The sequence below is a fragment of the Lentibacillus daqui genome (assembly GCF_027186265.1).
Taxonomy (GTDB): Bacteria; Bacillota; Bacilli; order Bacillales; family Amphibacillaceae; genus Lentibacillus_C; species Lentibacillus_C daqui.
Genome location: NZ_CP114176.1, coordinates 194691 through 217434, shown reverse-complemented (window position 1 = coordinate 217434; position 22744 = coordinate 194691). Strand labels below are relative to the sequence as shown.

Annotated in this window: 18 protein-coding genes and 2 pseudogenes; 4 read left to right on the top strand and 16 right to left on the bottom strand. The window is 38.8% G+C overall.

The genetic code is table 11. From position 1 onward, the window contains the following. Nucleotides 1-312: 312 nt before the first annotated feature. Nucleotides 313-582 (bottom strand): annotated as a pseudogene (locus tag O2S85_RS01200) (hypothetical protein); the annotation flags it as partial. Nucleotides 583-731: 149 nt separating this feature from the next. Here O2S85_RS01200 and O2S85_RS01195 point away from each other — a divergent pair. Beyond that, nucleotides 732-1172: a cell wall hydrolase gene (locus O2S85_RS01195; RefSeq protein WP_269410964.1), complete on the top strand. Its 441-nt coding sequence runs from the start codon at nucleotides 732-734 to the stop codon at nucleotides 1170-1172. Nucleotides 1173-1517: 345 nt separating this feature from the next. On the opposite strand, the gene O2S85_RS01190 is transcribed toward O2S85_RS01195, so the two are convergent. Then, nucleotides 1518-1667, bottom strand: a complete 150-nt coding sequence (locus O2S85_RS01190) for a hypothetical protein (protein ID WP_269410963.1) — start codon at nucleotides 1665-1667, stop codon at nucleotides 1518-1520. Nucleotides 1668-1730: 63 nt separating this feature from the next. Next, nucleotides 1731-2108 (bottom strand): VOC family protein, encoded by a 378-nt coding sequence (locus tag O2S85_RS01185; protein ID WP_269410962.1) that lies wholly within the window; start codon nucleotides 2106-2108, stop codon nucleotides 1731-1733. An 891-nt stretch (nucleotides 2109-2999) separates the two neighbouring features. Between O2S85_RS01185 and O2S85_RS01180 the strand changes: the two genes are divergently transcribed. Beyond that, nucleotides 3000-5201: a Xaa-Pro dipeptidyl-peptidase gene (locus O2S85_RS01180; RefSeq protein ID WP_269410961.1), complete on the top strand. Its 2202-nt coding sequence runs from the start codon at nucleotides 3000-3002 to the stop codon at nucleotides 5199-5201. Nucleotides 5202-5695: 494 nt separating this feature from the next. On the opposite strand, the gene O2S85_RS01175 is transcribed toward O2S85_RS01180, so the two are convergent. Further along, a complete protein-coding gene (locus tag O2S85_RS01175) occupies nucleotides 5696-5944 on the bottom strand; it encodes a hypothetical protein (RefSeq protein WP_269410960.1) in 249 nt (82 codons plus the stop codon). A 690-nt stretch (nucleotides 5945-6634) separates the two neighbouring features. Between O2S85_RS01175 and O2S85_RS01170 the strand changes: the two genes are divergently transcribed. Both O2S85_RS01170 and O2S85_RS01165 read left to right on the top strand, forming a co-directional pair. Beyond that, entirely contained in the window at nucleotides 6635-9346 is a 2712-nt protein-coding gene (locus O2S85_RS01170) for a penicillin acylase family protein (RefSeq protein WP_269410959.1), read from the top strand. A 187-nt stretch (nucleotides 9347-9533) separates the two neighbouring features. Then, nucleotides 9534-10715, top strand: a complete 1182-nt coding sequence (locus tag O2S85_RS01165) for an IS256 family transposase (protein WP_269410047.1) — start codon at nucleotides 9534-9536, stop codon at nucleotides 10713-10715. A 109-nt stretch (nucleotides 10716-10824) separates the two neighbouring features. Here the strand turns inward: O2S85_RS01165 and O2S85_RS01160 are convergent. The 12 genes and pseudogenes from O2S85_RS01160 to sigW form a co-directional block, all read right to left on the bottom strand. Then, a pseudogene (locus O2S85_RS01160) lies at nucleotides 10825-11451 on the bottom strand (type 1 glutamine amidotransferase family protein); the annotation flags it as partial. Nucleotides 11452-11524: 73 nt separating this feature from the next. After that, nucleotides 11525-12487 carry a helix-turn-helix transcriptional regulator gene (locus O2S85_RS01155; RefSeq protein ID WP_269410958.1) on the bottom strand — a complete coding sequence of 321 codons (963 nt, stop codon included), beginning with the start codon at nucleotides 12485-12487 and terminating at the stop codon, nucleotides 11525-11527. Nucleotides 12488-12735: 248 nt separating this feature from the next. Next, the gene (locus tag O2S85_RS18685; protein ID WP_367748928.1) at nucleotides 12736-12999 is read right to left on the bottom strand and encodes a Tn7-like element transposition protein TnsE; all 264 of its coding nucleotides are present in this window, start codon (nucleotides 12997-12999) and stop codon (nucleotides 12736-12738) included. Further along, nucleotides 12932-13621 carry a TnsA endonuclease N-terminal domain-containing protein gene (locus tag O2S85_RS01150; RefSeq protein ID WP_269410957.1) on the bottom strand — a complete coding sequence of 230 codons (690 nt, stop codon included), beginning with the start codon at nucleotides 13619-13621 and terminating at the stop codon, nucleotides 12932-12934. The genes O2S85_RS18685 and O2S85_RS01150 overlap by 68 nt, the downstream gene beginning before the upstream one ends. Nucleotides 13622-13731: 110 nt before the next feature. Then, a complete protein-coding gene (locus O2S85_RS01145; RefSeq protein WP_269410956.1) occupies nucleotides 13732-14109 on the bottom strand; it encodes a hypothetical protein in 378 nt (125 codons plus the stop codon). A 12-nt stretch (nucleotides 14110-14121) separates the two neighbouring features. Next, on the bottom strand, nucleotides 14122-14442 hold the full coding sequence (locus tag O2S85_RS01140) for a hypothetical protein (RefSeq protein ID WP_269410955.1): 321 nt from the start codon (nucleotides 14440-14442) through the stop codon (nucleotides 14122-14124). A gap of 171 nt (nucleotides 14443-14613) precedes the next feature. Then, nucleotides 14614-16416, bottom strand: coding sequence for a glutamine--fructose-6-phosphate transaminase (isomerizing) (gene glmS, locus O2S85_RS01135; protein WP_269410954.1), 1803 nt, complete (start codon nucleotides 16414-16416; stop codon nucleotides 14614-14616). A gap of 952 nt (nucleotides 16417-17368) precedes the next feature. Then, nucleotides 17369-18712, bottom strand: a complete 1344-nt coding sequence (gene glmM / locus O2S85_RS01130) for a phosphoglucosamine mutase (RefSeq protein ID WP_269410953.1) — start codon at nucleotides 18710-18712, stop codon at nucleotides 17369-17371. 149 nt (nucleotides 18713-18861) lie between these two features. Beyond that, the gene (locus tag O2S85_RS01125) at nucleotides 18862-20208 is read right to left on the bottom strand and encodes a CdaR family protein (protein WP_269410952.1); all 1347 of its coding nucleotides are present in this window, start codon (nucleotides 20206-20208) and stop codon (nucleotides 18862-18864) included. Continuing rightward, nucleotides 20201-21022: a diadenylate cyclase CdaA gene (cdaA, locus tag O2S85_RS01120; protein ID WP_269412418.1), complete on the bottom strand. Its 822-nt coding sequence runs from the start codon at nucleotides 21020-21022 to the stop codon at nucleotides 20201-20203. Before cdaA ends, O2S85_RS01125 begins: the two co-directional genes overlap by 8 nt. 131 nt (nucleotides 21023-21153) lie before the next feature. Continuing rightward, a complete protein-coding gene (locus O2S85_RS01115; RefSeq protein ID WP_269410951.1) occupies nucleotides 21154-21783 on the bottom strand; it encodes a zf-HC2 domain-containing protein in 630 nt (209 codons plus the stop codon). Nucleotides 21784-21799: 16 nt separating this feature from the next. Continuing rightward, nucleotides 21800-22363 carry an RNA polymerase sigma factor SigW gene (sigW, locus tag O2S85_RS01110; protein WP_269410950.1) on the bottom strand — a complete coding sequence of 188 codons (564 nt, stop codon included), beginning with the start codon at nucleotides 22361-22363 and terminating at the stop codon, nucleotides 21800-21802. Between the last annotated feature and the right edge of the window lie 381 nt (nucleotides 22364-22744).

The window sequence follows — 22744 nt, the reverse complement described above, 5'->3', positions numbered from 1 at the left end:
TACAACTTTTTATAATTGAGCGGAAATTTAATCTGAAAAAGTCGATTTCCTTTACATCGGGAAATCGACCTTTTGTGTAATCTTACTCAATTAAATGGCCCGGTTTAGCTTTAAAATAATGATTAATCAAAAACACCTTTCTAACCCACATTTCACATGAAATAAAAAGAATCTGTTTTGAAAAAAGATTGATCAAAACGGATTCCTCCCTGTGAATCAGTATACATTTTTATAAAAAAGTTTGATCACTTTATGGCTGGGATCCTTAACAATCTCGCCCGATTATGGAACAGTTAAAATTGACAAATAGAATTATTTAAGACGGTTATCCAAAGATTCAATTACCAGTTTAAGTGCAATTAAACGACGCTCATTTAATGTTTTTTGAGAGCTGCCTTCTTTTGCCTTTGCTATCTGTTTTTCGATAGATGGAATGAGACTTTGTAGAGCTTCTTTGGAGGTCAATATGGTTTCTTCGTTATGAGAAAAATCTTTCCCATTCCAAGTACCTTTAAGGCTTTTTAAACCAATTTTCACGGCATTTTGTCCCTTTTTGATAAGGGTTGTATTTGAACCTCTTCTGTTCCCGCTTCCAAAGTTGCCTTGTAATTCAGCTTGCTTGCTATTGAACCGCCAAAACCGCTAATTCACCCCCAAGCCAGCACTTACACCCCAAAAAGAAGGTGACGAATACAGGCTTTCTTTCATACTGTATTTTGGGGGTGAGAATAATGGCAAGAGTAGCTTTCCGAAATGCGGACGTTAACTTAATGGCAAGGATGATGAGAGCGGAGGCTGAAGGTGAGGGACAACAGGGAATGCTTTATGTTGGAAATGTAATTGTTAACCGTGATGTAGCAGATTGTGCTGACTTCAAGGATTTAAGATCAATTGAGGATGTCATTTTCCAAGTACAAGGAGGAAATTTCTCTTTTGAGGCTGTGCAAAAAGGCAATGTTTTTTATCAAAGGGCAAGAAACGTTGAAAAAAGATTAGCGAGAAGAAATTTAAGAGGTTGGCGGGAACACCCAGCGAAATATGCACTTTGGTACTTTAATCCATCTGGTCCATGTCCACAAACATGGTATGGCCAGCCCTTTACTGGTCAATATAAACAGCATTGTTTTTATGAACCAGAGGCTGGAACGTGTGACAGTGTTTACATGGGATGATAAGCAGGATCTGAATATAGTTTTAGAATCTTCATTGATAATGGAGATGAGCATCAATTTAATTAAATCGCTCTCCATTTATCGAAAGGGAGCTGCATAAATACTGTTGATTTATCAATGTTGGAACACCATCGCTTTATGATAAAATATACAGGATTTTATACATCGTTAATTTAAAGGTTTTCCCTCCCGGATCCACCTTTGAAAATGCATAAGATCCTGCATAAAAAATGAAATGGCCTAATGACTTAGGGATTGTCATTAAGGCAATCCTTTTATTAATGGGTAAATCGTTGATTCAAAGATGAACTCGTCTACGTACAATAAAGGGGGTGCGGGTATTATTTAGTCACCAAAGTGGAAGTTGATACTCCACTTTGGAATACATATTTTATTTTTAAAACAGGCGATTCCATCAACTCTTTTTCGGGGGTGTTTTCGGTAGTCGGCTGCAGCTGCTTCTAAATCTGCTTTCTTTTCTTCCTGTATGTTCATTAACGATTCTTTGCAAATCCAGCTATAGAGACAGGGGTAAATCCGCATAATGTTTATCATTTTTCAGATTGCATTGCTTAAAAAATTCACGGAACGGACGAAGGGAAACTGCAAATAATGTTTTCGGCTTATACTTACATCAATACCAAGTTCATGAAAATATTGTGCGTATTCATCTACATGCTGAAAATCAAGAATTGCAAATCGTCTCCCAGGTATTAGTACCCGAATCACTTCATTTGACAAGTCAGGTGCAGGAGTCCCAGAACCTCCCTCTGAAAGGAAACTGATTTGCGTTTCTATTTTTTCATGTGATCCGTATGTTACGATAAAATCCATATTCATTAATTGATCAAGTCCAAGTATTTCCTCATAGAAGTGTTTTGCCTTGGAAATGTCCTGCGTCTCAATATTGGTAACAATTTGTTTGACCTTCATCATTGCAGTCTCCTTAAAGTTTTAAATTTAAATAATTTTATTATTCCATAATTAGATTTTCAACGTATCAAATTCCCCAACCGAGAAACCTGCTTTAACCCGACCTTCAACGAGGTGTGTAAAGTGTTGTGTCTCCGTTGTAATCTTCCAGTTGTTGATCAACGGTCGTTTCCTATTGTTCATCAAATTTAACAAACCTTAACTAAACGCACTTCTAAATATGTAACATCTATGTCATATTTTACATCATTTTGCCACTTTTCAATTATTTGAATACTATTATATCTATTTGTTTTCAATTGGATTAAATTTATTAACTATATTCCGACACTTTTTTCTTTTTTGACGGTTACCCCCATACAAGCACCTTCTGACCTTAGAATTAGAATTATACATCCATCCCAGGTGATCTGATTCATGGTAAATTCATATTCTAGACTACTTACAACCAATTTTGCATGATTACGACCTTCTCCTATTTCTATTATCGACAAATTAGCCACAAATCTGTTGTCGGCTAGTAACTTTTGACCATCTTCTAAATAATTGCATAAATTCGACATAATTCTTCAGTATTTTTTTCTTAAATCTATTATACTTAGTTCAATTTGGAAGCCGGACTGTTTTATAGAGCACATTAAAAGTCTATTGATAGATTGTTGTTTAACAGTTACGGCTCTTTGATCTAGGGGGTGTACGTTATGTACATAACATAAATGGGTTAGAAACAACACGAGAAAATTGCTTCAGAATGGGCTGTCTATGGAATCAACGCGTACATCCACAGAAGTGGCTGATATTCAAATTGATTAGGAGGTAAACAAACATTTTACTGGCAAAAAACGGAAAGCAGTGCCCTTTAGCAAAAGTTCTGGGGATTGTCATCATTTATGAATGGAGGGATTAATTTTGGTTGGAAAGAAGAAGAAAAATAGATTTCTTGGAATCATGTTGTCGGTAGCCATAACACTGAGTATTTCGTTGCCAATGGTGGCAGATGCCAGTTCAAATGACAATTTTCAAGATATCACTGGATACCAGCTGGTTGATGGAGTTACAGAGCCAATCTACTCCTATGCTGATGCAATTAAAGAAACAATTTACGTAGAATCGGAATTGGATAGTGACCGTGACGGAAGGGCCGATCGTATTGCAGTAGACATTATACGACCAGAAGAAACGGAAGATGGACTTAAAGTGCCAGTTATTATGGATGCAAGCCCCTACTACGAAAAGCTTGGTCGTGGAAACGAGTCACAAATAAAAGATCCAGATGGGGATGGCGTAAATGATCTCTTCCCCCTGTATTATGATAATTATTTTGTCCCACGGGGATATGCAGTTGTACTGCCCGATATGGTAGGAACAAACAACTCTGATGGTTGCCCGACTACCGGGGGATTTGAAGAAATTGAAAGTGTTGAAGTCGTCATAGATTGGCTGAATGGTAAAGGAGAGGCACGAGATAAGGATGGTGAGATAGTTGAAGCAGAGTGGTCTACCGGTAAAGTAGGAATGATTGGAAAATCTTACGACGGTACATTAGCGAACGGTGTGGCCGCATCAGGAATTGAAGGCTTGGAAACGATTGTCCCGATCGGTGCTATTAGTAGCTGGTATGATTATTATCGTTATGGAGGTATTCCGTTTTATCGGAATGGTCCTTCAGGATTATCAAAAACGGTAACCAGCAGCTCCCATATAGATGCATGTGCTCCTGTTCGTGATAAAATACAGCATGAAGCAGATGATAAAACAGGTAACTACAATGAATTTTGGGAAGAGCGAGATTTTATCAAAGGTGCAGATAAGGTTCACGCAAGTGTGTTTATGATTCATGGTTTAAATGATTATAATGTAAAGACAAATAATTTTTCCAACTGGTGGGATGCTCTAGCAGAAAATGATGTGCCAAGAAAACTTTGGCTAGCCCAAACTGGTCATGTAGATCCATTTGATTTTCGCCGGGAAGAATGGGTCGATACGCTTCATCGTTGGTTTGATTATTGGTTAATGGGAATTGATAACGGAATTATGGATGAGCCAATGGTTGATATTGAGCGCGAAGCAGATGAATGGGAAACACATTCCAATTGGCCAGATAATGACTCGGAAAACGTTACCCTCAGACTTGCACCGGCGGATGATGAATTGCCAGGTACATTTCTAACAAGCCCATTGTTGGAAGACGTTACACAAACATATACAGATGATGCTGGACAAACGGAAATACAAATGGTCGAGGATGAATATACACAAAAGGAAAATCGCCTCATGTTCCTATCACCTGAACTGGATAAGGATGTACGATTAAGTGGTATTCCCGAAGTAAATATCGATGCAGTCGTTGATACGGATGATACAAATCTGACAGCCATGATCGTGGACTATGGTAAAGATGAGCGTGTTGATCATAACAATCAAGGGGAAGGAATCCGAACACTTGATGAAAAAACCTGCTGGGGAGAAGAATCAGAGGAAGATAGTCCATGTTATAAAGAAACTGAAAAGACAACCCATGTTGCCCCATATGAAATAGTGACACATGGATGGCTTGATGCCCAACATTGGCAGTCACTTGATGTTTCAGAACCGCTCGAAACCGGAAAGGAATATACATTTCAGTGGGATACTCTACCTGAGGACTATGTTTTCAAAAAAGGCCATCGATTGGGAGTTGTTATCGCTGGAAGTGATTATCAACGGTTAATTGCAGATACAAATCAGACAAATGTTGATGTAACCTTAGGCGAAAGCTATGTGAAATTACCTATTGTAGGCGGAAAGCAAGCACTAGACACAGCTTTTGGCTTTAATGGTGGAACATCACCAGAACAAATAGCGGACGTGCATGATGTAGTAGAATACTTTGCAGCAGAAGATGACTTTGCCGATAACTCAGTTTTAAAATCTTTGCAGATGCATTTAACAGCGGTGGAACGATTTGAAAATAAGCAAGCGGGAGAAAAGGTTGTTAAACATATGAAAGGGTTCAAACAATTGATTAACCATCAATTGAAAAATGATCTGATTTCCAACGAAGCTTACCTTGTTTTAAAGGCGGATGCAAATTATATCATTGACAAATGGAAATAAGAATCATGTTAATGGACCAAAACAAACCTTTATTTTCCCTGAAAGTAGCAAGATAAACAAGAAGATAAAAATATTTGGGGAATTTGAAAGGGTATAATTTTGAGTTGCTCATATCTACAGTTAATGAACAACATAGGAATGGGCCCTCTTAAAAAGAAAAAACTATGATCTACACAATAAATAGCGTGTGAAATCACCAAAAATTTCACATGCTATTTATTAATTATTAACATATCAAGTAGTATAAACCACCGCTTAGCAAGCAATAGAAATCTATTACCTTTTCTCAACACCAAAACTAGGTGAAAGCATATTATAACTTTTAAAATCAAAACTAGTAATTCTACATACCACTTCCTGCGTTATCATCAAACAAAGGGGCTTTTTGAAAATAACACTACAACGAAACGGGTCGTTTATGTCCAGTCTATATATTAAAGGTTCCAACAGAAAAGGCAGCTCCAGTGGTGATAATCACCTGGGGCATTTTCGTCTCAATCATAGTGCATTACAATGCGGACAATGAAGTTCCACTTCATCCCTATTATTTTTTCCACACTAAATTCACCAATTATATACTCAGGAACTTCATCGGTTCCATGGCAATCCAAACATTGAAACAATACCGTCTTCATTTCTACTTTAAACCACGTATCCAGCTTATGCTTTAAATCATAGGCTTCCTTTAAATGGGCGTCTATTTTTAATAATTGTTGAATCTCCTCCCGGACCTCGGAACACACCTTCTGACCTTAAAATTAGAATTATACGACCATCCCAGGTTAACTGAGTTCATAATGAATTCACATTCTAGACTACTTACAACCAATTTTACATGGTTAAAACTTCTTCCCTATTTCTATTATCGACAAATTATCTCAAGACCCTTTCCTAATTCAAGGAAAGTTTTATCGAATTTTATAATAAAAGAGGGCAGAAAACTGTCGAAATGGGTCGATTATTCCCAATACACATAAATGTATTCCGATGATAGCATTAAAAGTAGACTATCAAACATAGTAGATAACTATTTCCTATATCTTGATATGCTATCCTGGGGAAATAACAAGTCCCCAATATGAGAGCAAAGGAGATAATAACAACGCATTAAATTTAGAACTAGTTGTTTTAAAAATGTTGTCGCAAATATCCAGGTTTGATATGTATATGATTTAATCCTCCACCCCATTAGAATGGAGTGTTCTTTTTTTTGTGGTTGCCGACATTATACTTGTTGGTTCTTTAATCATTGCCATCGGATGTTCTTGAGGATAATTAGTATCTCCAAAATTTGGAGTGTTAATAAAAAATGGTGGCATTTCATAATCAGGTTAAACGGCTGATTATGAATCACATATAAAATCAATTGAAGGAGGGGGACGACGAGTTTAACTAAATGTGAGCTATAAATATATTATACGAGGAGTGAGTTCATGAAGAAGAAAATAGTAATGTTGGCATTTGTTTGTATGCTCTTCATTACACCTTTTTTATCAAGCGCTACAAGCATTACAAGTAATGCAAGCCCAAGTGACGTTACAACGACAATACATGAATTGGAGGGACTTAAAGAACCGGCCGAAATACTCGTGGACGATTGGGGAATACCACATATTTATGCATCATCTGAGGATGACGTTTATTTTGCACAAGGATTTAATGTTGCCCGTGATAGATTATTTCAAATGGATTTGTGGCGAAAGAATGGATTGGGAGAACTGTCAGAGGTTCTTGGTCCAGACTATTTAGAACAAGATAAAGCTAAACGATTATTTCTATATCGCGGTGATATAGAAGAAGAATGGGAAGCTTATGGCCCGAATACAGAAGAAATTGTGACATCGTTTACCGAAGGTATTAATGCCTATGTTGAAATGACAGAAGAGAACCCTGATCTACTTCCAGATGAATTTAATATCCTTAATTATAAGCCATCCAAATGGGAACCTGAGGATATTGTCCGTATTCGTAGTCATGGTTTAACTAGAAACATCAAAAATGAAGTGGCGAGAGCAATCACTTTACGTGAACATGGCGAAGATGCTGAAAGCATTCGTAATAGACTTGAACCAGAATGGGAAACAACCATACCGGAAGGTCTAGATCTTAATGACATTTCCGAAGATATATTAGATACCTATCAATTAGCAACCAGTGGAGTTAATTTTGATAGTGTAGAAAACAAGGTTGTGATAGACGACGTTGAAACTCAGGCTACTACTGAAGACTTAAACGAACAAATTAAGCAGAATATGAACCTTGGTAGTAATAACTGGGTTATCAGCCCTGAAAAATCAAAAACTGGCCGTCCGATAATGGCTAATGACCCTCATAGAGCGGTGGATGTTCCATCACTTCGTTATATTACGCATCTGTCTGCACCTGGATTAGATGTTATTGGAGGTGGTGAACCAGTTTTACCAGGTGTCTCGATTGGTCACAACGATACAAGCGCATGGGGTTTAACTATCTTTGGAATCGATCAGGAAGATCTTTACGTGTATGAAACAAATCCAGATAATTCATCAGAGTACCTATACGAAGATGATTGGGAAGAGATGACTTCAATATCAGAAGAAATCGTGGTAAAAGATGAGGGACAACAGGTAGAGGAACTAGAATTCACTCGACATGGTCCAGTTATTTATAAGGATGAGGAAAACAACCGTGCATATGCGGTAAAAGCAGCTTGGTTAGAACCTGGAATGGCTCCTTATTTGGGAAGTTTATCCTATATGGGTGCCGAAAGCTGGGATGAATTCTATGATGCAATGAATAAATGGGGATCGCCGTCTGAGAATCAAGTATATGCTGATACTAAAGGAAATATTGGATGGAAACCAGGCGGATTAACACCTGTGCGAGATAATTGGGATGGACTCTTGCCTGTACCTGGTGATGGCACCTATGAATGGGATGGTTATCTCGACCAAAATAATTTGCCAAACGAGTTTAATCCAGAGAGAGGGTGGATTGGCACAGCCAATCAAATGAATTTACCAGATGATTATGACTACGAAAAATATAAACTTGGATTTGACGCATGGGCCACACCATTTCGTTACCAACGTATTAAGGAAGTAATGGAAAGTAATGAAAAAATAGGAATTGAAGATTCACTGCAGTTACAAACAGACTATACATCAATTCCGGGTCAACGTATCACCAGTTTATTGGATGATCTACATTCTTCTGATGATAAATTAAACGATGCTTTGAATTTGTTAAAAGAATGGGATGGCGAATTATCCATTGAAACATCTGCCGGTACTTTGTTTGAAGTATGGTATCAATATCATTTACAAGATGCGGTTGTGAGAGAAATTATGTCGGAAGAGACAGCAAATCATATTGGATCTGGGGATCCTGTTGTCATCTTGGATCTATTAGAAAATCCAGATGAGCGTTTCGGTGAGCATCCTGAAAAAGTGCGTGATCATATTTTGTTATCAACCTTGGGTGATGCAATTGACCATGCGGAAGAACTACTTGGTCCAGAAATGGATGAATGGCGGTGGGGAGATTTGAAACATGCTTATTTAGAACATCCATTATCGAATTTAGTTGATGAGAAGCAAGCAGAAAAAATGAATATTGGCCCTCTCCCACGCGGTGGAAGTAAAGACACTGTTGGGGCTTCAGGATATAATTCAGATTTCCAACAAAATCATGGAGCAACCTTTAGGGTTGTAGTGGATGTTGGTGAATGGGATAATTCAATTGCCATGAACAGTCCCGGTCAATCGGGGGATCCCAATAGTAAATTCTATGGCAATTTGTTCGATAAATGGGCAAATGATGAGGCAATTCCATTATTATATAGCCGTGGTAAAATAGAAGAAGCAACAGACCGTCGTATTGTTTTATTACCGGATATGGATATTAGTGCAACCAGTATACAGACACTAGTTAATCACTTCGAAAAAGAGGGGGAATTTTCTAATGATGAATTCCCTCACTCTTTAAACCTTCATTTAACGGCTGTGAGTCACTTTGAAAAACAAGATAATGCAGAGAAAGTCGTCAAGCACATGAAAGGTTTTAAGAATCTACTTGATAACCAAAAAGATAATGGAGTAATTTCTGAACTTGCATATGACACACTCATGTCTCAAGCAAATAACTTAATTGAGAAATGGGAATAGATTTTAGGTTTTGAGTCTGTCTAATAGTTTTAGCCCTACAGCGGTTAAATTATGTAGGGCTTTTTCTTTTAATTATTTGATTATCCACTGATGACGTAAAATAGTTTGTGTAAAATATTTGAGACGAAAAAAAGAGGTAGGGTATCCTCAAAATTGGACAACAAATAAAGAGAGGAGAAACCCTACCATGTCTCAAAGTATAACGGATCATGACTTTATAAATCAACTGGATAACCTTGTACGTGACTTTGTCAAAGAGCAGTTGGAGACCATCATGGAGGAAGAAAGAAAGCAGTTTTTCGAGGTAGAACACCCTGAATTGAAACAAGTGAAAAACGGTTATTACAAACGGTCCCTTGATACCAAACACGGTCATATTGATGATCTCGCAGTACCTCGTGATCGCCATGGTGACTTTCAGACGGAATTATTTGATCCTTACCAACGCCGTGATCAGTGGGTAGGTGAAACAGTGACGCGCATGTATCAGAAAGGCGTTAGTACGCGTGAAATTGGGGAAATGATTGAACATATGCTAGGATCTTCCTACTCCGCCACAACCGTCAGTAACATCACGGAAGCGACAGTTGAAAATATTGAGGCCTGGCAGCAACGCCCATTGAATAAACGCTACTCAGTCCTCTATTTGGACGGAACCTATTTAAAGTTGCGCCGGGATGACGTTGCCAATGAGGTCGTCTACATCGTCATTGGAGTTAATGAGAATGGCTACCGCGAAATTCTCGGATTTTATGTAGGCGGTCAGGAAAGTTCCTTGGGCTGGAAAGAGATTTTGATAGATCTTTACGAGCGCGGGGCTGAAGAAGTGTTGCTTGGTGTGTTTGACGGTCTTCCCGGGTTGGAAACAGCTATGAAAGAGGTGTACCCAAAAGCCGATGTCCAGCGATGCGTTGTTCATAAAATCCGCAATGCGTTAAATGCCGTGCGTAAAAAGGATCAGACAGCCATAGCAGAAGACTTAAAACCTATTTATCAGGCAAGTACCAAAGAAGAAGCCAGAAAGCAATTTAACGCATTTAAGCAGGTTTGGCAATCGAAGCATCCTAAAGTCGTGAAATCATGGGAAGAAGATCTAGAAGTGCTTCTGACTTTCCTGGATTACCCATCGTCTATCCAGCGCGTGATATACACGTCGAACATCATCGAGCGGACGATGAAGGAAATCAAGAAGCGCACAAAAACCATGAACAGTTTACCAAGCGAAAGGGCGACAGAAAAAGTAGTGTACCTTCAAGTAACCGACTATAACCAAAGATGGGGAGAACGAAAATTAAGGGGATTCGCAAGCGCTTATCAGCAGCTACAGGACATGTTTGAAAAACGATACGGGAAACCAAATAATATCTGATTTAATTTTCTGACACCTACCCTGGGTACCCAGGGTAGGTGTCAGAAAACAAATCCCAATTCCGAGGATACTCTATTAATTTACACAAACTTATTGACAGTACCCATCCGTTTATTGAATTCATTAACTGAAAGAAGTATTCAGGTTTATGAGTCTTATTTAGATTATACCATGAATGCAATGTATCTGGCGCAAATACATCCAACTTTTTCAGTACTTCCATCGTAAATTCCAGAGGAGCTACTCCGGATGCAGTAACTAGATTCTCACCAGATACTGCAGGACTCATATTGTAAAATTTCTCTCCTTTATAATTAGGACAGACCATTTTAAGATACTCTAAGTCATTGCTTGTGTGCTTTCTAGAATCTAGGTACCCAAAATTCGCTAGCCCCTCCGTTGCACCACAAATTGCAGCAACAATAGTCCCAAGCTTTAATGCTTCGCCAATCTTTTTCAAGATAGGTTGATGAATATCTTCTCCCCAAGTATTCCCTCCAGGTAAAACTAAGAGATCTTTACTCCCAAAAGTGCAAGCATTAAGAGAAATATCTGGTTTTATGCTCAATCCTCCCATCGATGTAATGATTTCTTTATCAGCTCCTACTGTAACTACTTTGAAAGGCGCTAAATCCTTTTTGAAATATCTTCCTGAATTTAGTTCAGCAGTTAAATACCCATATTCCCAGTCTGACATTGTATCAAATACATAAAGATAAACCTTTTTTGTTTGCATCTAATAACACTCCCATCACAATGATAAGCCTATTATATGATAACTTCCCTGACAACTAGCGTCAGGGAAGTTATCATATTTGATGAAATTTTATTAGATCCGACAAAACTTCAGTAAGTCTTTTCTTAAGACTTATTGGTTCAACAATTTGAATAGATTTACCATACGGCAACAGTAAATAAGGTACATATGTATACAACATATCTTTTTCAAGAAAAAATACTGCTTGATTTGAAGTCCGTTCTTGTAGATAATGTCCTAAAAACCAGTGTTGGCAAATATCACCCAAAGCTCGTGCATTTCCATTAATAACTAAAGAAATAATCCCTTGCTTATCTTCTATAGTTGGAAGGAGATTTTTCATAAAAAAGTCACGTGCTGAAAAATTTTCTGGTCGGTTAAATTTATTTTCCGTTAGCATTAGACTTTCAATTCGATCTACTCTAAAACTACGGAAATCATTCCTAAGATGACAAAATCCAATCACATACCACTTATGATTCCAGTAAATAATTCTGTACGGATCAATCAATCTATAATTTGATTGCTCTTCATCACTTTTATTGTATGAAATTTTTACAGAGTATCCGTCAGCTACAGCCCGCTCCAACTCCTTCAATAAAGGTTCCATAGGGAAAAAAATTAATTGACTCATTACTTCAAGGCTGCTTAAATGTTGGTTTATCTTTGTTTCCTGCTCTTGATTTGTATATTTGCTTAGCTTTGAAATAGCCCTATTTAGTGCTTCACCTCCATAGTATCCAGCTTCTTCTGCAAAAACAGCAGCGTGAAACAGGGAAATTTGCTCGTCTAAATCAAAAAAGAGTGGGGCTTCAATAAAACTATTCAATAAAGTGTATCCACCGTAATGTCCTGTGTCTGAAATTATAGGCACACCACTTGTTGAAAGGGTATCAATATAACGATACACAGTTCTTATATTAATCTCTAACTTTTCCGAAATTTGTTGTGCAGTAACTTTTTCACCTGAACTAAGCATCCATAGAATTGCTAGCATATTGTCAATTTTAGGCATATAAATTCACCTCTATATGAAATTTATTTCTATTATATATGTTTAACTGTGATATTCTACAATCACATGTTTAATGGAATATCGTTATGTTATTTTTACCATTAAATCACCCTTTGGACAATGTATATCCAAATGGGTTAAACGGTTACCGTGGCAATTAACATCATTTCTAAAAGTCAGCAATATTAATATATACAATTTCTTATCCTTTGAACCCAATTCATCGTAGTCTCATTAGAATGTCTTATCTAGTTATGGACTTGGTTATTCAAGAAAGAGCGACTCCAACTTCCACAATTTAAGACTAATTTAGTTAATAATCCCTTAATATGTAATTCATTTCTATGGACAGACCCTAGTGAAGGTACAATTAGTGTAGACAAGGAACGATTGTCCAGTACTGCTACTTCAAGTATAAAGGAATCCTTCAACCCATTATTTACTTTAACTATCGCATAAACTCGCCTTCTTCCATCCGACAAATACGAAAACTTCCGCCCTAATTGTTCCATTACCTGTTTTTAGTTTTTCTAAAAGGATAGATATAAAGCTATTACCTGTAGTGTCGGCGAGTATATAAGAAAATCGCAGCCATTTTATATTTTCAATTATTGTTTTGGGAAGATCTTTTTCTGTTACAATAGCCCAATCAACATCTTGACCTTCCCAATACACACGTTCAATTTCAAATTTTTCAATAACTCCTGTGCTATTAAGCTCTTTTTCAGGTTTAATAGTTCTGGCAATATAATTTACTTTTGATTCATACCGTAGTGTAATAAGAAAATCTGTTGTCATTACGATAGGGGACTGTGTTGTAGGATCTAAGGGGTGTGTAATGTTCAAGTCTTCAGCAATTTTTGTGGTGATTTCTCTATTGATGGGAAACTGCTCTCGAATATCAATTACATTATCAGACCAATCGAGTAAGCAAAAATAGTTGTATTCATTATCTGATAATAGATGATGCCCACGCTTTGTTTTCCAACCGATGTCTCGATGAGCACGCCCTTTGGACAGAACATCTTGAATCGTTAACCAAGATTTGTAATTCCCTAATTCTCCTTGGCCACGACCTTCTTCATAATAACGAGCTATTTTCTTTTCAGTCCAACCAGTTTGGCGTTTAGGCATTTTATCACATCTCCTTTTATAAAAATAAAAGTGTAATTATACTCCAACTATCCCTGAGAGTACAGCTCCTAAAAAGAATATCAAAAGATTATATCCCCAATTTTCCTTCATTAATTCATACAACCCTTGTGGAGTAAACCATAGATTTCTCTTAAAGTAGCATCGGTTTCCAAGTTATCTTCAATAATTCTTTCAACAATAATATGCAGTATATCCACCTTTCTTAATGTTGATTGGTGAAGCTTTACGAACTCCTTATTTTCAAATGCTTCTGCCTCAGTTGCACCACTGAGAAAATCTTTCTTGGTTATGTTATTTTTTTCAATTAATTTTTCAAATCTTGGATGTTCTTTACTGTAGGTTCCATAGATATCAACCATTTTTCTAGCCAAGTCATACTTATTATTGTCATGAATAATAGAAGGCGTTCCTCCAAGAACACTATATCGATGATTAATTGCCTCAAATCCAAAATTAATATCTCTCATATTCCAATGAATCTATTTAAAGTTGATATGAGTTGAAACAAATTGATAAAATTCATCTAACATGGATTTTTCTAATTCATTATAGTGATCTTCAATGCTATTTAATTTACCTTGTTTCTCTGCCACTTTATGAATTGAAAAGGAAATAGTTTGTCCAGTATTGAAATGCCTAACTGCAATAGATGTAATTCGTGGAGTTCTCCCATCTTTAATATTATAAAAACTTTCGCAAGAGTAATGAATAATTAATAGATTAGAGTGTCTTTCTACTAGCTCATTTAGCTCCTTCAAAGCATTTTTTCTTCTTTTGATCCTGTATTTAGCATTAGCCACGTATTTATCACCTCATATTTTAATGCAATAAAAAACACACGTTCGATTACATTAATTATAATCGATAACGCGTGTTTTTTAAACATCTTTATTGTAAATTAAACAACTTTATTTGTAATTAAACGACTTTATTGTCACTCTACACAATCTTCATACAAAACTCCAAGAACCCTACTCCACCGTCACACTCTTCGCCAAATTCCTTGGTTTATCAACATCACAACCACGGTGCAATGCAGCATAATAGGCCAACAGTTGTAACGGCACAACCGATACCAACGGCGTTAATAGTTCATGCACATGCGGCAAAACAAACGCATCCCTATCCTGTTCCAGACCGCGCATGCTGATGACCATCGCGTTGGCACCACGGGCGACAACTTCCTGAACGTTGCCACGAATCGAATAATTTACATTTGCCTGTGTCGCTAAAGCAATAACCGGAGTTCCTTCTTCAATTAAGGCAATCGTTCCATGTTTTAATTCTCCCCCGGCAAAACCTTCTGCTTGGATGTAGGAGATTTCCTTTAATTTCAATGCACCTTCCAGGCAAACATGATAGTCTCTGCTGCGTCCGATGAAAAATGCATTACGGGAAGTGGCAAAATAACCGCGTGCTAATTCTTCTATTGTTTCTTTCTGATCTGTTAATACTTCCATGGCATTTGCGACAATGGCAAGTTCTTGTATTGGGTCAAAGTCCAATTGTATACCTTTTACTTTGGCTGTATCGACAGCAAGAATGGCAAACACAGCAATTTGGGCCGTATATGCCTTTGTTGATGCAACCGCAATTTCCGGACCGGCATACAAATTTAGTGTATAATCTGCTTCACGAGAAAGGGTGGATCCTGGCACATTGGTAATCGTTAGTGCCGGGTGTCCCATTTCTTTGATCTTTACTAATACGGCACGGCTATCCGCTGTTTCACCACTTTGCGAAATGAAAATAAATAATGGTTTTGCAGATAACAGTGGCATGTTGTAGGAAAATTCACTGGCAATATGCACCTCTACGGGGATGTTGGCCAATTTCTCTAGGAACTCTTTGCCAACCAAACCGGCATGATAACTCGTGCCCGCTGCAATGATATAAATACGGTCACATACTTTCATCGCCTGGCGAATATCGGCATCAAGCTTTAGTTCATTATTTTCTGTTTGGTATTCCTTGATAATTTTACGCATGACAAACGGCTGTTCATCGATTTCTTTTAGCATAAAATGTCGATACGTACCCTTTTCCATATCACTTGCATCAATTTGCGCTGTATATGGCTTTCGTACAACGGCTTTACCATTCAGTTTTTGTATCTCCACAAAGTTGCGGCTTACCAGGACAATCTCTTCATCATGGATTTCCAAATATTGATTGGTAAGTTTTAAGGTAGCCATCGCGTCACTTGCAACAACATTGAAACCATCGCCCAATCCAACCAGTAATGGGCTTTTATTTTTGGCAACATACAGCGTATTTTGATCCTGTCTATCGATCAATGCAATCGCATAAGATCCTTTTAATAAACTTACGGCCTGGCGAAATGCCTCAGCAGTGTCTTCATATTTCTCCAGCAGTTTTTCAACCAGTTGTACAATGACTTCTGTATCTGTTTCACTTACAAGTGTTACATCCTGAAGATAAAGACTTTGTAGCTCCTGATAGTTTTCAATGACACCATTATGCACGAGTGTAAACCGTCCAGTTGCACTTTGATGTGGATGTGCATTGTCCTCACTTGGAATGCCATGGGTCGCCCAACGTGTATGACCGACTCCCATTGTGGCGTACACGGTGCTGTCAACCCGTTCGTGGAGTGCTGCAATCCGTCCCTTTCCTTTAAACATGTTGATTCCGTCATCATTAAGCACCGCAATACCCGCTGAATCATAACCACGGTATTCCAACTTTTCCAATCCGTTTAATAAAACTTCTTTTGCATCATTTCGACCTATATATCCGACAATTCCACACATATCGTTGTTTCCTCCTAGTATCAAGGGGCAACAAACGACTCATTATAGCAGATTTTATATGCGCAAAAGCCGGATCATCATAGAATTGGCGTACTACCGACCGAATTTCATTGACATCAGACCTGCTACATCTAACCTCTGCCTTGGGGCGTATTGTTGCCCCTTTCTCGTGATTGTTTATTTTCCATCTCACCTTTTCCTTTGTACAACAAGTCGCCTCATTGTTTTCAGATAAAAGCATAACGATTGAGATGTGCAATCGGGAGGAATCCGCCGAAAAATCGATTAACCTCCACCTCGTCAACTATTTTCCAATCGAACGAAAATAGTTCTGGCGCTTTACTTGCTAAACTAAAGACGATGCTCCTTTCCTTGTTTGACTACAGTTACCACAAAGGCGCATACAAACATTAAAATGCGCGCACCATTTATTGTAACTGACAAAGAATAAATTGGTCAATACTTTTTTGTGGTAACTGCTAATATTATATGTCCGTATCTACAACATGTTTAAATAGCATATTGCCTGTATGCGGATATTCCGGAATATCGTGTGGAACAAGTATCAGCCGTTTTATACGAACATTGGCTTATGGACATTTGGACATTCGCCAACATTCGATTTTATTTCCCGGGAAATGTCGATATTTATATTCTATTGACACCAATTCGATGCCCTCAGCTTATAGAGATGTTCTGAAAAGCACAAAGGCGTAAGCGCCCGGTTAGCGGCGTATGTGCTGGACTGAACCGTAGGAGATAAAGGAAACACGACGACCAGAGGGAGTCGATGTTGACTTATCGTACGAAGGTGAAGGAAGCACACTAGCCGCTGGGCGCTGGAGCCGGACGGGGCTCATCCGATTACAAAGTTATCCACAGCATTTAATATTTACAATTTCCTAAGCAACAAAAAAGCCACCCCATTATTGGAGCAGCTTTGTAAAGTAGTTTATTTTATTCCTAATAAGTCATCAATGACCTTTACAACCCGATCAGCGTAGTGTTCACATTCGTCCTTGGTTGCCGCTTCCACCATGACGCGTACAAGGGGTTCGGTACCTGATGGGCGAACCAGAACCCGACCCTCGCCATTCATCTCCCGTTCCACTTCGTCAATGGCTTCCTTGATCTTTGGATTCGTCAAAGCGTTCTTCTTATCCGTTACCCTTACATTTTTTAACACTTGTGGATAGACTTCCATCTGACTTGCCAACTCTGACAGTTTCTTGCCAGTTTCTTTCATCACATTCACCAACTGTAATGCAGATAACATCCCATCACCGGTTGTGCTGTAATCAAGGAAGATCACATGGCCGGATTGTTCACCGCCAAGATTATACCCGCCTTTGCGCATTTCCGCCATAACATAACGATCTCCGACAGCTGTTTTATCACTGCGCATACCATGTTCTTCCAAAGCTTTATAAAAACCTAAATTACTCATAACCGTTGAAACCACAGTATTATGTCGCAAATAGCCTTTGTCATTCATGTATTTTCCACAAATGTACATAATCTTATCTCCGTCAACGATATTGCCCAATTCATCAACAGCGATCAGCCGGTCACCATCACCATCAAATGCCAGTCCGACATCAGCATCTTTCTCTATTACAAATTTCTGCAATTTCTCTGGATGTGTAGAGCCGACACCTTCATTGATATTCAGTCCGTCCGGAGAAGAACCAATTGTAAACGTATCCGCTTCTAAATCCGCGAACAAATGGGTAGCCAGGCTTGAGGTCGCACCGTTCGCACAATCAAGCGCGATTCGGAACCCCTCAAAGTCATTATCAATTGATTCCTTAAGGAAAGAAAGATACTTCTGTCCACCCTCGAAATAATCATTGACAACACCCAAATCGGCACCCACTGGACGTGGCAGGTTATCTTCTCCTTCCATTAATCGCTCAATTTCGTCTTCTTGTTCATCCGATAATTTAAAACCGTCCGGGCCAAAAAACTTTATTCCATTATCCTCCACTGGGTTGTGTGAAGCGGAAATCATAATACCTGCCTGGGCACTGGTGGCTTTTGCTAAATAGGCAACCCCTGGTGTTGAGATAACACCCAATCGCATAACCTCGGCACCTATCGACAGTAACCCTGCAACTAATGCACCTTCCAGCATATGCCCGGAAACTCGTGTATCCCGTCCGATAACCACTCTTGGTTTTTCGGTTTCCTTTGTTAGGACATAACCGCCAAAGCGTCCAACTTTAAAAGCTAATTCAGGTGTTAGACCAAGATTTGCCACTCCCCTAACACCATCTGTTCCAAAATGTTTTCCCATGCTGTACCTCTCCTTTTCTCCATTTCAACCAACTTTTGCAAAGTGAGAGCGAAATCCGTATTTATCCCTTGTAGCTATCATGCATTCTCTTGTTCCATTTATACGTAATCCAATCGAAATATGCGATTATACTTGCACAATTTTGAACCTTAAGGAGCGGTAATGTCAATAGTTGCTTCCTCAACTTCCGTTTTGGTGTCTGCGTCTTTCGGTCCTTCAATTGTTACCGGTACTTTATGTTCACCTTCATCCAAGCCATCCGCATCTATAGATAGTTGGAAATCATCCGCAGTAAGTTTGTCCATATCTTCTTCTTTGCCGGCAACCTCTACATTCACATTTGGATTTTCCGGATTTACAAACGAGACCTGCTTATCCTCACCAAGGTTTTTCACCTCAATGGGGACATTCCCAATTGTTTTTGACTGTTCATTTTCTTGTGCATTTGCTTCTTCGTTTTCTTCCTCATTATCTTCTTCACTTGCTTGTTCACTTGCTTGTCCACTTGCTTCTTCATTTATGTCTTCATTTGTTTCTTCATTTGTTTCTTCAATTTCCACATCTACTTTTATCGAATCATGGTCGGGAGCCTTCACGCCGTCTGGTAAATCCAGATCAACATCAACGGTGCCTGATTTGGTTATTTTTGACAAATCAATCTTTTCGGTAGTGATCGTATTAATATTCTCTAAACTGCTGCTCGGACCATAGAGAGTAACCTCGTTAACTTTTGGTGTTACTGAATCAATGCTATAACCATCAGGTAGTTTTCCGGTGGTCTCCACACTGACTGGTACCTTTTTATTGGGATGATTGATGTCAGCGGATATTTCCACGTTTTCCGGCTTAATCGCTACGTTCAACTCATTGCCCTGACTGTCATACACATTAACGGGTACTTCCCGACTCTTAATTGGATCCGTTAATCCTGCAACATCGACAAACACTTTCACAACAGCAATCTGATCGACAACACTCTTGGAACTACGGATTGTTACAGTTTGCGGATTCACCTCAAAGTCCCCGATTTCATACCCGTCAGGAAGCTGATCTTCGTTAATAAAGTCAACATTTACATTAAATTCCTTCGAGGAGCGTTCTTCAATCACTACATCAACTGTTTTCGGTTCGATATATGCCTTCACATCATCAGCTACGTTGGCATATTGGATTTCAACCTTATGTTCTCCTTCATCCAATCCTCGTAAATCGACAAACACGTCAAAATTTCGTTGTTTAGCTGCTGGTGCAACCATACTTTTTGGCCCTTCCAGTTGTACCTGCACATCTTTGGGAACTCCACTGACGACTTGGTTTTTATCGATTTTGATATCAACCGGAACATTGTCAACTACTTCTGAGTCCTTTGACGTACCAAAAAATTGTTTTTCCGCGTTTTTATCACTTATTTCAACATTAACGAACGTGAATAACAAAATCGCAAAAGCCAATGAAACTGCCCGGACAAACCATTTACTCCTAAACCAATTATCCATTTCGTTTCCCCCTCCTGATCCACGACTTTGATTCAGGGGATTTCAATGTTAATAATAAATTTTCCCGTAAGAAATTTCGTAATGCGTCCTGGTCCAAATCCCTATGTAATTCGCCATTCCTTGTACAGGAAATACCGCCCGTTTCCTCGGATACAACAATGGTTATTGCATCAGTTACCTCACTGATCCCCATTGCAGCCCGATGCCTCGTCCCCAGTTCTTTGGAAATAAACGGACTTTCGGATAAAGGTAAATAACAAGCTGCCGCAACGATTTCTTCGCCATTGATAATCACCGCACCATCATGCAGTGGTGTATTGGGGGTAAAAATATTGGTTAATAATTGGTGGGTCAGTTTTCCGTTAATCTGAATCCCTGTTTCGGTGTAATCGCCCATGCCAGTTTCGCGAGCAATCGAAACAAGTGCACCAATCCGTCGCTTACCCATGTAATTGGCAGATTGAACAAGTGCTTCAATTGTCTGTTCGATTCGCTCTTCCTCCGATTTTACCCCACTGGAAAAGAAGTTGCCACGACCAAGTTGTTCCAATGCCCTTCTAAGCTCTGGCTGAAACAAGATAACAATGACAAGGAAACCCCATGTTATCGAATAATTTGTCAGCCACTGAACAGTTTGGAGATCGAATACAATACTTAGCAGCCAAACCACCAGAACGACGGCAATTCCCTTTAGTAACTGAATAGCCTTCGTACCACGGATTAACATGATTAATTTATATAATACATACCAGACGAGAGCAATATCGACACCGATTCGAAGCAGATTAAAAAAGTCAAATCCCCCATCAAGCATGTTTACACTTCCCTTTACCCATAAAATTTCATTCACCCTAGTCCATACTAACATTATACATTATATCATAAATTTATATGTATAATGAAACTTAAAGTGTATGCACCCGTTTTGTAATAGTACACAACACCTCAAAACAAAAAGACAGCATCAAACATATGCTTCAATTTGAACCAGATCCAATCGAACACTCGATCAACTTGGTTAAATTCACCGTTGACTCCCCCAACCGTTGCCATAAGGTCATCATCATCAATTGTCTGATCAATTAGCTTACCATTGATGAGGGTGACATCACCATCGACAGTGCCGTCAATTCGCAAATCGCCGTTTTTAACAATCAGATCGCCTGCAACGGTTACTCCCTCCGGAACAATAACCATATCACCATCGACAATCACATTATCCTGTTTGGAAACAACCAGCTGGTTATCTTGATTCCAGGATGATAGGATCCCGCCAAACAATAATACAATAAATATTGCCGCAGCAGTAATGATTGGGTGAGCCTTCAGCCAGCGTTTATAACTGATACGTTTCCTTTCTTTTGGCAACTTTTCCATGACCTTTTTAGTAAAATCATATGGAGCTTCTATTTTTTTGCTGCTCTGGACCCAGGTGATCATTCGTTTCAACTCATGAAAGTGCTCTTGGCAGCTTTGACAGCTTTCCAGGTGCCGCAGCAAACTTTCCTCTTCTATCTTTCTTAAATCGCCGTCAAAATATTTATGCATCAGCTTGATCGCCTCATGATCGCCCAAACTGTCCACACTCCTTTTACACGTAGCGCAGCTTTTTACGCAACGTTTCTCTCCCTCGATGAATCCGGGTTTTAACGGTTCCCAATGGGATATCAAGGACCTCACTAATTTCTTTTAATGAAAACTCTTCTAAATACCTCAAAATAATGATTGCCCTGTATTTGGGTGGTAACGCATAAATTTCTTTATGGATACAACATTGGAGTTCCAAACCTTCCACTTCCTCGTCCGGTAACCGATTGTCAGCCTGAACGTGCGAATACATGGTAAGTCCTTTGCTGCCTTTTATTTCTGCATCAAGATAATAATCCGGTTTTCGCTTTCGTAAGCGATCAATCGTTAAATTCGTTGCAATCCGGTAAAGCCAGGTGGAGAATTTCCGCTTCTCATCATATGAATCAATGTTAATATAAGCACGAATGAAGGCTTCCTGTGCGATATCTTCAGCCTCATGCACATTGCCAAGCATACGGTAACAATGCTGGTAGATTTTATTCTGAAAAAAGTTGACAATATCCTCGAAGGCTGCCTGATCTCCTTTTTTCACCTGTTTTATTTTTTCCGTTATCATCCATTCCATGAATAGCCCTCCGCTTGCCTCGCGGTAATTATGTTACGAATCACATTTGAACAAGGTTTCATTTTGTTCCATCAAGAGGATGTTCAAAAAGTCCGGTAAAAATGACGCTTCGAATTTCGTCGTTGGCTTGCTTTTCCGCTCCTCATGTACCTTTTATGTACACTCCGGTGCTCAAAGCTACGCCGCCTAGAACTTCTCGGTCCTTTTTATCCTCCTTTTTGAACACGCATTTAAGTAATATCTTTTATATTATAAATATATCGGGAATTCCATATTATAGTATACTAGATATATGGATAGTTTTGGGGATAAAAATTGACGTACACATAGGAGTTAGACAATTCAGAATCACGTGCGTGCCCGCCACCAGGAAAATCAAAA